The sequence below is a fragment of the Streptomyces altiplanensis genome, assembly GCF_053591575.1.
Genome location: NZ_JBSFUB010000149.1, coordinates 1 through 12,749, shown reverse-complemented (window position 1 = coordinate 12,749; position 12,749 = coordinate 1). Strand labels below are relative to the sequence as shown.

The following is a 12,749-nucleotide window of genomic DNA, read 5'->3' as shown; positions in this document are numbered from 1 at the left end:
GTCCCGAACCCCCACCGTCACCCTCGCCGCATGACCACCCCAAACAGTCACAAACCAGGCACCACATCCTTGACGAAGGACATAGAGGCACCCCCTCTTCCATGTCCGCTCTCGTAGGGAGACTTCCATGTCCGCACAGCCGAGACGCCGCTCCGTACTGCTCGCCGCCGGCGCCGCCTCCGCCGCCGCCGCGATGCCCGCGGCGAGTGCCTCCGCCGCCGAGCCGCGCCCGCGCAAGGGTCCTGTCGTCATCGGGCACCGCGGCGCCGCCGGCTGGCGCCCCGAGCACACCGCCGCGTCGTACACGCACGCCGTCCAGACCGGCGCCGACTGGATCGAGCCCGACCTCGTACCGACCAGGGACCATGTCCTCGTCGTACGGCACGAGAACGAGATCTCCGGGACGACGGACGTCGCGGCACACCCGGAGTTCGCGTCGCGGCGTACGACGAAGACCGTGGACGGCCGGTCCGTCACCGGGTGGTTCACGGAGGACTTCACGCTCGCCGAGCTGAAGACGCTGCGCGCCGTCGAGCGCCTGCCGCTGGTCAGGAACAGGAACACCGTCTTCGACGGCCGCCTGGAGGTCATGACCTTCCAGGAGGTCGTGGATCTGGCGAGGAGGCTGTCGAAGCGGTACGGGCGGACGGTCACCGTGTTCCCGGAGACGAAGCACCCCACCTACTTCCGTTCGATCGGCCTGCCCCTCGAACCGGAGCTCGTCCGCGTGATCCGGCGCAACCGGCTCGGCGCCCACGAGTGCGTCGTCCAGTCCTTCGAGCCGTCGAGCCTGATCCGGATCGCGGAGGCACGGCTGCGCCTGCCGCTGTGGCAGGCGCTGGGGACGGGGAACGGCGGCCCGTACGGCCACCCGGCGACGTACAGGGAGATGATGACGCCGGCCGGTCTGCGGCAGATCGCGGAGTACGCCGACTGGATCGGCCCGGACAAGTCGTCGGTGGTGGCGCCGTCGCCGCTGCTCGCGGACGCGCACGCCGCGGGGCTGAAGGTCGGGGCGTACACCTTCCGCAGCGAGAACCAGTTCCTGCCCGCCGGATTCCGCCGCGGCACCGCGCCCGACGGCTTCGGGGACGCCTTCGCGGAGTACGCGCTGCACTACGGGCTCGGCGTCGACGCGGTCGTGACCGACTTCCCGGATCTCGCGGTCCTGGCGAGGGACGCCGCCGGGTCCTAGGACCAACGGACGACCCGGGCCTGATCATCCCCGCGCCCTCCTGCTGCTAATCTGCACTTGCATATTGGTCGCAATAAGCAGTCGGAGGGCTCGGACATGGCCATGTACACACTTCCTGAACTTCCGTACGACTACGCGGCGCTCGAACCTGTCATCAATCCGCAGATCATCGAGCTGCACCACGACAAGCACCACGCGGCCTATGTGAAGGGCGCCAACGACACCCTGGAGCAGCTCGAAGAGGCGCGCGACAAGGAGTCCTGGGGGACGATCAACGGCCTGGAGAAGAACCTCGCGTTCCACCTCTCCGGCCACATCCTGCACTCCATCTACTGGCACAACATGACCGGCGACGGCGGCGGCGAGCCGCTGGAGAAGGACGGCGTCGGTGAGCTCGCGGACGCGATCGCCGAGTCCTTCGGCTCCTTCGCCAAGTTCAAGGCCCAGCTGACCAAGGCGTCCGCGACCACACAGGGTTCGGGCTGGGGCGTCCTCGCGTACGAGCCGGTCAGCGGCCGTCTGATCGTCGAGCAGATCTACGACCACCAGGGCAACGTCGGCCAGGGGTCCGTCCCGATCCTGGTCTTCGACGCCTGGGAGCACGCCTTCTACCTTCAGTACAAGAACCAGAAGGTGGACTTCATCGAGGCGATGTGGAAGGTCGTCAACTGGCAGGACGTGGCGAAGCGCTACACCGCCGCCACGGAGCGCGCGAACAACCTGCTGCTCGCGCCGTAAGCACGCAGAGGCGTCCTGCTCGTGATCGTCTTCTCACCTTTCACCTGCAGGCGGATGAAACGGCCGGCCCCCGCGAGGACGTGACTCGCGGGGGCCGGCCGTTTTCATGCACGGGTGGGCGACAGGCCCGAGGAGCGCCGCCGTCAGTCGAAGACCGGACCCTGCGTACGCGTGCGCTTGATCTCGTAGAAGCCGGGGATCGACGCCACCATCAGCGTGCCGTCCCACAGGCGCGCCGCCTCTTCGCCCTTCGGCGCCGGGGTGACCACCGGGCCGAAGAAGGCGACCTCCTCGCCGTCCGCGCCGGGGACCGAGATGACCGGGGTGCCGACCTCCTGGCCCACCTTGTCGATGCCCGCCTTGTGGGAGGCGCGCACCTCGGCGTCGTACGTGTCCTTGTCGGCGTACCCGATCAGGTCCGCCGGGAGGTCCACGTCGGCCAGCGCGCCGGCTATCGCCTCCAGGGTCGCGCCCTCGCCCTTGTTGTGGAAACGGGTGCCGAGCGCGGTGTACAGGTCGCCGACCACCTTGTCGCCGTGCAGTTCCCGGGCCGCCGTCACCACCCGTACCGGGCGCCAGCCCCTGGGGCCGAGCAGCTCGCGGTACTGCTCGGGCAGTTCGTCGAGCTTGTCCTCGTTCAGCACGGCCAGGCTCATGACGTGCCAGCGGACCTCCACATCACGGACTTTCTGGACCTCCAGCATCCACCGGGACGTCATCCAGGCCCAGGGACACAGCGGGTCGAACCAGAAGTCGGCGGTGGTCCTGCCGTTCTCGGACATGTCTCTCCTCATTGACGAAGCGGTCGCACCTCGACGGTGGCAACACCGCTGGTCGCCGGAGGCATTCCCGCGCGTGCGGCGCCCGTACCGCATGGGAGTATCGGCATGTTCGAACGAGACACGAAGGAGTGCCCGTGCCCGGTGAGAATCTGTCCCGCGACGAGGCCCGCGAGCGGGCCGAACTGCTGTCCGTCGACGGGTACGAAGTGGCCCTCGACCTGCGGTCCGCGGTCGGGGAAGGCGGGGAGGAGCCACGCACGTTCCGCTCGGTGACCACCGTCCGCTTCCGTTGCGCGCGCCCCGGCGCGGACACCTTCGCCGATCTGCTCGCGCCGTCGGTGACGGCGGTCACACTGAACGGCGAGGCGCTGGACCCGGCGGCCGTCTTCGACGGGACGCGGGTCGCGCTGGCGGGGCTGCGGGAGGAGAACGTCCTGGTCGTGGACGCCCAGTGCGCGTACAGCCGCACGGGCGAGGGCATGCACCGCTTCGTCGACCCGGAGGACGGCGAGGTCTACCTCTACACGCAGTACGAGCCGGCCGACGCGCGGCGCGTCTTCGCCAACTTCGAACAGCCGGACCTGAAGGCGCCGTTCCGGTTCGAGGTGACCGCTCCCGACGGATGGACCGTGTGGAGCAACGGCGTGGGCGAGGTGACGGACGACGGGGTCTGGCGGTTCGCCGGGACCAGGCCGATCTCGACCTACATCACCGCCGTCGTCGCCGGTCCGTACCACTACGAGAGCGACCTGTACCGGCGGACGCTCGGCGACGGCACGGAGATCGAGATCCCGCTCGGCGCCATGTGCCGCAAGGGACTCGCCCGGCACTTCGACGCGGACGACATCTTCACGGTCACCAAGCAGGGGCTCGACTTCTTCCACGACAACTTCGACTACCCGTACCCCTTCGGGAAGTACGACCAGGCCTTCGTGCCCGAGTACAACATCGGCGCCATGGAGAACCCGGGCTGCGTGACCTTCCGCGAGGAGTACGTCTTCCGCGGGAAGGTCACCCGGGCGTCGTACGAGCGGCGGGCCAACGTCATCCTGCACGAGATGGCGCACATGTGGTTCGGCGACCTCGTCACCATGCAGTGGTGGGACGACCTGTGGCTGAAGGAGTCCTTCGCCGACTTCATGGGGTCGTACTCGATGGTCGAGGCGACGCGCTTCACCAACGGGTGGATCACCTTCGCCAACAACCGCAAGTCGTGGGCGTACCGGGCCGACCAGCTGCCCTCGACGCATCCGGTCACGGCCGACATCCGCGACCTGGAGGACGCGAAGCTCAACTTCGACGGGATCACGTACGCCAAGGGCGCCTCCGTCCTGAAGCAGCTCGTCGCGTACGTCGGCAAGGACGCCTTCATGGAGGGCGCCCGGCGGTACTTCAAGCGCCACGCGTACGGGAACACCCGGCTGGAGGACCTGCTGGCGGTACTGGAGGAGACGTCCGGGCGGGACCTCGCGAGCTGGTCGCGGGCGTGGCTCCAGACCGCCGGGGTCAACTCGCTCACCCCGCAGGTCACGTACGGCTCGTCCGGGCGGATCACCGAGCTGGCGGTGCTCCAGGAGGCGTCCGGGCCCCATGCGGAGCTGCGTCCGCACCGGGTGGCCGTGGGCCTGTACCGGCGCGAGGAGGCCGGCGGGGCGCTCGTGCGGTACGCCCGCGCCGAGGTGGACGTCGCCGGCCCGCGCACGGTCGTGGCGGAGCTCGTCGGCAGCGAGAAGCCGGACCTGGTGCTCGTCAACGACGACGACCTGACGTACTGCAAGATCCGCTTCGACCCGGAGTCGCTCGCCACGCTGCGCGCGCACCTCGACGACGTGAGCGACCCGCTGGCGCGGGCGCTGTGCTGGTCCGCGCTGTGGAACCTGACGCGGGACGCGCTGCTGCCGGCGCGGGACTTCGTGGACCTGGTGCTGAGGTTCGCGGGGCGCGAGAGCGACATCGGGGTGCTCCAGATGCTGCACGCGTGGACACGGTCCGCGCTGACGCACTACGCGGCGCCCGAGTGGCGGGAGGAGGGCGGGCGGCTCCTCGCGGAGGGCGCGCTGCGGGAGCTGCGGATCGCGGAGCCGGGCAGTGAGCACCAGCTGACGTGGGCGCGGTTCTTCGCGGCGACGGCCTGCCGGGACGCGGACTTCCAGCTGCTCCGGGGGCTGCTGGAGGGCACGGCCAGGATCGACGGCCTGGAGGTGGACCAGGAACTGCGCTGGGCGTTCCTCGGCCCGCTCGTCTCGCACGGCGTGGCGGACGAGAAGGCGATCGACGCGGAGCTGGCGCGGGACGACACGGCGTCGGGCAAGCGCCACCAGGTGCGGTGCCTCGCGTCGCGCCCCTCGGCCGCGGTCAAGGCGCAGGCGTGGGCGGCGGTGGTGGAGTCCGACGCGCTGTCGAACGCGCTGGTCGTGGCCACGATCGACGGCTTCATGCAGCCCGGGCAGCGGGAGCTGACCGCCCCGTACGCCGAGAAGTACTTCGCCGCGATCGAGCGGGTGTGGGCCGAGCGGTCGATCCAGATCGGGATGGACGTGGTGTCGGGGCTGTTCCCGGCGCTCCAGGGCGACCGGCGCACGCTGGACGCGACGGACGCGTGGCTGGCCGCTCACGAGGACGCGGCACCGGCGCTGCGGCGGCTGGTGCTGGAGGCGCGGGACGACCTGGCGCGGGCGCTGCGGGGACAGGTGTGCGACCGGGCCGCGGCGGTGTGAGGGCCCCGTCACCGGGCGGGGCGGGGACCAAGGCCCCCGTCCCGCCCGGCGGGTAGGGTTTCGGCAATCGAACGGCCGTACTTTAGTGCGGAGTTGTCCCGGATTGTCGACGGGTGTGTAACAGCGGTTAGCGGGTGGGGTGCGGGCGGGAAACCCCGGGACATGAACCACAACACCCCGGTCTCCCGCCGCCCCCTCGCCCACCTCGCCGACGCCCAGCAGCGCGTGCTGTCCGCCGCGCAGCTGCGTACGCGCGGCGTGTCCGCCGCCAAGGCCGCCGCCCAGTGCCGGCCCGGCGGCCCCTGGCAGCAGATCCTGCCCGGCGTCTTCGTCCTGCACCCCGGCCCGCCCTCCGGCGAGGAGCGGCTGCACGCCACGCTGCTGTACGCGGGGCGGCCGCCCGCGGACGCGGTGGTGCCGGCGCAGGCCGGGGCGGAGGGCGGGACGGACCCGTACGGCGACGCCATGGTCACCGGGCCGGCCGCGCTCGCCCTGCACCACTTCCGTACCGCTCCCCCGCTGTTCTCCCTCGACCGGATCGACGTACTGGTGCCGCGCACGAGGCGGCTGCGGTCCATCGGGTGCGCGCGCCTGGTCCGGGTCCACACGATGCCCCGGGTCCAGCGGATCGGCGGCATGCCCGTCGCTCCCGTCGCCCGCGCCCTCGCGGACACCGTCGCGCACCTCAGTGACGCCGATGCCGTACGGCAGCTCCTCACCGAGGCCGTGCGCGGATTCCACTGCGAACCCTCGGCGGTGGTCAGGGAGCTGACGCTCGCGCGGCTGCTGTCCAGGCCGTACGTCGTCGACGCCGTCGACTCGCTGCTCGCCGAGGGGCGGGCCGTCGCCGAGAACCGGCTGTACGCGATGGTCCGCGACCACGGGCTGCCCGACCCGCTCTGGAACGTCGACCTGCGGCTGCCCGGCGGCCCCCACCTCGGCGGCGTCGACATCTACTGGCCCGACCAGGCGGTGGCCGTGGAGCTGGACACCCGGGCGCCCCGGCAGGGCGGGGACGCGACGGGCTCTCCCCTGTCCGACCGGAGCCGTGAGCTCGGGGAGTGGACGGAGTACGCCCGCAAGCGCGAGCACCTGGAGCGGCTCGGCATCACCGTCGTGCACCTCACGCCGAAGAAGCTGCGGGAGTCGCCGGAGCAGCAGGCGGCTGTCGTGCGGACCGCCCTGATGGCCTCGGCCGACCGGGATCCGGCCGCTTATGTCGTCGCGCTGCCGCGCTGAGCGGTGCAGGTGCCCCTTCGGGCCGTGTCGGCCGGGCCGTGTCAGCGCTTCTTCAGGAGGAGTTCCGTGTTCCGGGCGTCCGCAGGACCCGCGAGGTTCTGCCGGGCGCCCGGCGCGTTGAGGGAGAGTTCGCGGTAGAGGGCCGCCAGGCCCGTCTGGGAGAGGTCGGTGTAGTCCGTGCGGTGCGGGGCGGCGGACTCGATCAGCGTGGTGAACAGGGAGAGCGTGCCGTCGTGGTTGTCGGTCAGTTCGACGACCCGGGCGAGCTGGGGGAACTCGACGTGCGAGGCGGTGGAGATCTCCCAGAACGTGTCGTGCGCGAGGATCGCGTTGCGGTGGCTGTGTCCGTTGATCCAGGCGACGACGTTGCGGCTGCTCTTGAGGAGCGCGAGGATCCTGTCGCCGCCGCCGTCGTCGAACGTCCAGCTGTTGTGGTGGCTGAAGACGATGACGTGGTCGTCCTGGTGGGCGGCGAGCGTCCGCCTCAGCCAGCCCAGCTGGGCCGCGCCGATCGAGCCGGCGAAGTGGCCGCCCCGGTCGGTCGTGTCGAGGCTGATGCCGAGCACGCCGTCGGAGACGCGGAACGAGTAGTACAGGTTCCCGGTGTCGGCGTTCTCGCGGGTGTAGCCGTGTCCGGCCGGTCCCGCGCCCGCGTACGCCGGGTCGAGGTGCGCCTCGACGTACTCGCGGGGCGTGAAGGGGACGCGGGCCGGATCGGGGGTGATGCGGCGCATCCGCCGGGTCTCGCGGCGCAGGAGGTCGGTGAAGTGACTGCCGCGCGGGTCGTCGCCCTTCTTCAGTACGGCTTCGAGCGCGTTCGCGTCGGACACCGGGAGGGAGAGCAGCTTGCGGCCGCCGACGGCGAAGTCGGCGAGGAACCCGGAGGCGTTGCCGTTGGCGAAGCAGCCGCTGGGCAGGTCGTCGTGGTTGCCGACGGTGGAGTACCAGGGGACGCGCAGGCCCGGGCTGTTGACGGGACGCAGCGCGGCGGCGAGGTAGCCCTCGACGCGGGGGAAGCCGCGCTGCTTGTCGGCGTCGCGCAGGGCGGCGTCCGGGTGCCAGTAGAGGGGCAGGCCGGAGTCCTGGACGCCTTCGTAGCGGCCCGGTTCGCCGGTGTCGGGGGTGATGCGGCCGCCGCTCATGGTGCGCAGGAACCAGTCGAGTTCGGCCTTGTTGTTGTTGTCGGTGTTGTCGCCGGTCGTCATCACGAAGCCGAGGTCCGCCCCGGTCACGGGCCCGCCGCGCAGGGCGTTGACCCGCTCCACGAGCGCGATCGCGCCGTGCACGGTGAGGGCTTCCTGCGGACGCCAGGCGCCGGCCGCCCGGACGCGCAGGTACTCGGTGCGGACCGGGTGCTGTACGTCGGTGAGGTGGAGGTCGGTGAGCTGCACGAAGGAGGCGAGGGCGGTGCGCCGGTCCTCGCGCCCCGGGCGGGCGGCGGCGAGCGGGGTCCGTACGACGCGCTTCCAGCCGGGGCCCGCGCCGAGCCGCCGGTAGCCGGAGCCGGGGGCGGGGCCGCGCGGTGTGGCGACCGTACCCAGCGTGGTGGCGGCCCAGGCCGGGGCGGCGACGGGGGCGGCGGCGGGGGCCGCGCTCGGCGACGCCGCGTGCGGGACGGGAGCGGCGGGGGCGCCGGCCGGGTTCGGAACACCGGCGGCCGCGGCCCGGACACCGTCCTCCGGGCGGAGCGCGAGGCCGAGGCCGGCGGAAACACCGGCCGCCCCGGTCACGGCGAGGAACCGGCGGCGGTCGAGGGCGGATTCGGCTGCGGAGCGTAGGCGTGACATGGCGCGGTCTCCCCGGGGTGCGATCGCATCGGCCGGGCCCGGGGTGGAACCCCCTTGCCCCACTGGATCGTTGGCATCCGGAATGACCTGCGCGTTAACTGCTCCGCAACGGTCGGCGCCGATCACCGGTCAGGGATCACTGCCCCCACGGATCACCGCAAAACGCCATCATGTCCTCCCCGGACGGAGCGGCCGCGCTCACTCCCCGTTCACCTGCCGGGGAAGGCGGTGCGGCCCACGGCCGGTTTCGTACGCCACAGCTCCATGCCGATGTCGACGAGTTCGACGTGGTCGAGGCGGGCCACCTCGTCCAGCGGGTGCCAGGCCGCGAGGTCGGTGGATCCGGCCGTCTCGTGGCGGAGTTCACCGCCGGTGATCCGGCCCTCGTACACGATCCGCAGGCCCTGGAAGTCCGCGAACGTGCCGAGCCTGCGCGGATAGCGGCGGGTGACGGAGTCCACGCCGAGCAGCCGGACCGGTTCGCACGCGTAGCCGGTCTCCTCCTCCACCTCACGGATCACCGTGTCGTACGGGTCCTCGCCGTGGTCCATGCCGCCGCCGGGCAGCGTCCACCGCTTCGCGCCGTCGGGCGCCACCCAGCGGGCCAGGAGCACCTGTTCGTCCCGTACACACACGGCGTAGGCCGCCACCCTGAGCTCTCGGTTCATTGGCCGAGGTTACGGGGTTGTTATGCGGCGCGGAACGGGGCGCCCGATATCTGGCGGTTCGGCCCCGATGGCGCATACCGCGCGGTGGCGGATGTGTGCCACGACGGAATTCCGCCCCCGACAACTCTCCCCAAACGACCATCACTTAGGCGAGGCTGAGCGGTCATCCGGCACCGTATTCCGGACTCCTTCTTTCACATACAGGGAAGCCCATGACCCTCGAATCATCCGGCTCCATACCCGGGGCCAGACCCGCGGCCCGCATAGCGCTCGCCGCGGGCCTGGTCGCGGCGCTGTGTGCGGCCGCGCCGGTACCCGCCCTGGCGGCCGGTTCCGACGACCCCCGGACCACGGCGCCCGCGCCCAAGTCCGCCGCCGCGAAGCTCGGTTCCGCCGACGCCCAGCTGCTCGCGGAGGCGGAGGCCGACGGCACGAAGAGCGTCACGCTGATGGTCGCCACCGCGCCCGGCTCCACCGAGCAGGTCGCGCGCCAGCTCGACGCCGTGGAGGGCGGCCTGGTCGGCCGTACGGACGACAAGCTCGGTTACGTACGGGCCACCCTGCCCACCGGCAAGGCGGACGCGGCCATCACGGCCGCCGCCAAGCTCTCCTCCGTCCACGGCATCGACCTCAAGCAGGAGATCCTGCTGGACGACCCGACGCCCGCGGCCGACCGCGGCAAGGGCGCGGAGGCCGCCGCCGAGGGCGCGTACCCCGGCCCCGGGAAGCGGACGCCCGCGAAGAACCCGTACAACCCGTCCTTCGAGACGGGCGCCGTGGAGTTCGTCGAGGACCACCCGAAGGCCGACGGCCGCGGGGTCACCATCGGCATCCTCGACTCGGGTGTCGACCTCGGCCACCCGGCGCTCCAGAAGACCACCACCGGCGAGCGCAAGATCGTCGACTGGGTGACGGCCACCGACCCGGTCGCGGACGGCGACGGCACCTGGCTGCGGATGAACGGCGCCGTGACCGGCCCGGTGTTCACCGCCGGCAGCCGCACGTACTCGGCCCCGGCCGGCTCGTACATGTTCCGCACCTTCGCCGAGGCCGCCACCAAGGGCGGCGACATGGCGGGCGACCTGAACCGCGACGGTGACACCACCGACGTGTGGGGCGTGCTGTACGACGCCGCCGCCGGCACGGTCCGCGTCGACCTCGACGACGACGCCGACTTCGGCGACGAAGAGGCGATGAAGCCGTACAAGGACAAGCACCAGGTCCGGTACTTCGGCAAGGACGACCCGGCGACCGAGGTCGTCGAGCAGATCCCGTTCGTCGCCGAGATCCGCAAGGACGTCGTCGTCAACGCGGCGGGCGCGAAGTCCGACTACGTCAACATCGGTGTCATCGAGGGCTCGCACGGCACGCACGTCGCCGGCATCACCGCCGCCAACAGCCTCTTCGGCGGCCGGATGGACGGCGCCGCCCCCGGCGCCAAGCTGGTCTCCTCGCGCGCCTGCACCTGGAGCGGCGGCTGCACCAACGTCGCGCTCACCGAGGGCATGATCGACCTCGTCACCAAGCGCGGCGTCGACATCGTCAACATGTCGATCGGCGGCCTGCCCGCGCTGAACGACGGCAACAACGCGCGCGCCCAGCTCTACACGCGCCTCATCGACACGTACGGCGTGCAGCTGGTCGTCTCGGCCGGCAACAGCGGCCCCGGCACCAACACCATCGGCGACCCGTCGCTGGCCGACAAGGTCGTCTCGGTCGGCGCGTCCATCTCCAAGGAGACCTGGGCCGCCAACTACGGCTCGGTCGTGGAGAAGAAGTACGCCATGATGCCGTTCTCCTCGCGCGGTCCGCGCGAGGACGGCGGCTTCACGCCGACCATCTCCGCGCCCGGCGCGTCCATCAACACCACCCAGACCTGGGCGCCCGGCGGCCCGGTCGCCGAGGCCGGCTACAAGCTCCCGGCCGGCTACTCGATGCTCCAGGGCACCTCGATGGCCTCGCCGCAGGCGGCGGGCGCGAGCGCGCTGCTGCTCTCGGCCGCGAAGCAGAAGAAGATCGACCTGACCCCGGTCGAGCTGCGCACCGCGCTGACCAGCACCGCCGACCGGATCAAGGGCACGCAGGCGCACGAGCAGGGCTCCGGCCTGATCGACGTCGTGGACGCCTGGGAGGCGATCGAGGACGGCGCGACCGCGCACGACTACGCGGTCAAGGCCCCGGTGGACACCGCGATCGACTACGCGCTCAAGACGCCGGGCTTCGGCACCGGTCTCTACGACCGCGAGGGCGGCCTGAAGGCCGGGCAGAAGAAGACGTACGACGTGACCATCACGCGTACGAGCGGCCCGGACCGCGCGATCGAGCACGAGCTGGACTGGAAGTACAACGACGGCACGTTCCGCCTGCTGGGCGACGACGAGATCGACCTGCCGCTGAACAAGCCGGTCACCGTCAAGGTGCAGGCCAGGCCCGGCTCCGCCGGTGTGCACAGCGCCGTCCTGGAGGCGGACGACGAGCGCACCGAGGGCGTCGACAAGCAGATCCTCTCGACCGTGGTCGTGTCCGAGGACCTGGTGAAGCCCGCCTACGCGTTCTCGGGCTCCGGCTCGGTGCAGCGCAACAGCAGCACGTCGTACTTCGTCAACGTCCCCGAGGGCGCGAAGTCCCTGGAGGTCGCGCTGGGCGGTCTCGCGAAGGGCAGCCAGACCCGGTTCATCGCGATCCACCCGTACGGCGTCCCGGTCGACTCCACGTCGTCGATCGTCTGCTACCCGAACTACACGAACCCGGCCAACACCTGCCGCCCGGACCTGCGTTCGTACGCGGACCCGCAGGCCGGTGTGTGGGAGATCGAGGTCGAGTCGCGTCGCACGTCGCCGCTGCTCGACAACCCGTACACGCTGGACGTGTCGGTGCTCGGCGCCGACTTCGACCCGGCCGTGCAGACCATCCCCGAGGCCAAGGCCGGCACTCCGGCCCCGGTCGAGTGGAAGGTCACCAACGGCTTCGCCACGCTGGACGGCAAGCTGAAGGGCGGCCCGCTCGGCTCCTCGAAGGACGCGCGCCCGAGCATCAAGAAGGGCGAGAAGCAGACCACCACGGTCACCATCGGTGAGGGCGTCGAGCGCTTCGACGTCGCCATCGGCGGGGTCTCCGACGCCACCGCCGACCTCGACCTCACGGTCAAGAGGGACGGTGTCCAGGTCGGCCAGGCCGCGGACGGCGACTCGGAGGAGGCGGTCAGCCTCGTCAAGCCCGCGGCCGGTACTTACACCATCGAGGTGGACGGTTACGCGGTCGGCGCCGCCGGCACCGCGTACGACTACCGCGACGTGTACTTCGCGCCGTCGCTCGGCCGGGTCGAGGTCGACGACGCGCAGGTCGTGAAGCTGGCCAACGGCGCTTCGGCGCAGGTGAAGGCCGAGGTCGTGGTGGCCGGCGCGGCCCCCGATGGCCGGCGCTTCTTCGGCGAGGTGCAGCTGGTGAACGCGCGCGGCACGGTCGCGGGCTCCGGCAGCGCCCAGATCGAGAAGGTCACGCCGTAACACCGTTCGTCCGAACGTGAGTCACGGAGGAGGGGCGGGCGCCCGCACGGGCGCCCGCGTGCGCGCTCGCCGTTCCGGGGACGACCCGTTCCTGCGCCTGGCGCTCCGCACCGGAGT

The 12,749-nt window shown here is 71.5% G+C and carries 8 protein-coding genes; 5 read left to right on the top strand and 3 right to left on the bottom strand.

The genetic code is table 11. The features are described 5' to 3' along the window. Positions 1–127: 127 nt before the first annotated feature. Positions 128–1,195: a glycerophosphodiester phosphodiesterase family protein gene (locus tag ACWD0Y_RS34195; RefSeq protein WP_450264159.1), complete on the top strand. Its 1,068-nt coding sequence runs from the start codon at positions 128–130 to the stop codon at positions 1,193–1,195. A gap of 96 nt (positions 1,196–1,291) precedes the next feature. Continuing rightward, positions 1,292–1,933, top strand: coding sequence for a superoxide dismutase (locus ACWD0Y_RS34190; protein WP_450264158.1), 642 nt, complete (start codon positions 1,292–1,294; stop codon positions 1,931–1,933). Positions 1,934–2,076: 143 nt separating this feature from the next. Here the strand turns inward: ACWD0Y_RS34190 and ACWD0Y_RS34185 are convergent, their stop codons facing one another. After that, a complete protein-coding gene (locus tag ACWD0Y_RS34185) occupies positions 2,077–2,715 on the bottom strand; it encodes a mycothiol-dependent nitroreductase Rv2466c family protein (protein WP_450264157.1) in 639 nt (212 codons plus the stop codon). 134 nt (positions 2,716–2,849) lie between these two features. On the opposite strand from ACWD0Y_RS34185, the gene pepN reads away from it, so the two are divergent. Together pepN and ACWD0Y_RS34175 are read left to right on the top strand one after the other, a co-directional pair. Further along, positions 2,850–5,432: an aminopeptidase N gene (pepN, locus tag ACWD0Y_RS34180; protein WP_450264156.1), complete on the top strand. Its 2,583-nt coding sequence runs from the start codon at positions 2,850–2,852 to the stop codon at positions 5,430–5,432. Positions 5,433–5,594: 162 nt separating this feature from the next. Next, positions 5,595–6,671: a hypothetical protein gene (locus tag ACWD0Y_RS34175; protein WP_450264155.1), complete on the top strand. Its 1,077-nt coding sequence runs from the start codon at positions 5,595–5,597 to the stop codon at positions 6,669–6,671. 41 nt (positions 6,672–6,712) lie between these two features. Here the strand turns inward: ACWD0Y_RS34175 and ACWD0Y_RS34170 are convergent, their stop codons facing one another. Both ACWD0Y_RS34170 and ACWD0Y_RS34165 read right to left on the bottom strand, forming a co-directional pair. Continuing rightward, complete coding sequence (locus ACWD0Y_RS34170) at positions 6,713–8,458, bottom strand: TIGR03767 family metallophosphoesterase (protein ID WP_450264154.1); 1,746 nt, start codon at positions 8,456–8,458, stop codon at positions 6,713–6,715. Between the two features lie 209 nt (positions 8,459–8,667). Then, positions 8,668–9,126 (bottom strand): NUDIX hydrolase, encoded by a 459-nt coding sequence (locus tag ACWD0Y_RS34165; protein WP_450264153.1) that lies wholly within the window; start codon positions 9,124–9,126, stop codon positions 8,668–8,670. A 212-nt stretch (positions 9,127–9,338) separates the two neighbouring features. Between ACWD0Y_RS34165 and ACWD0Y_RS34160 the strand changes: the two genes are divergently transcribed. Continuing rightward, positions 9,339–12,632, top strand: coding sequence for a S8 family serine peptidase (locus ACWD0Y_RS34160; RefSeq protein ID WP_450264152.1), 3,294 nt, complete (start codon positions 9,339–9,341; stop codon positions 12,630–12,632). Positions 12,633–12,749: the final 117 nt, after the last annotated feature.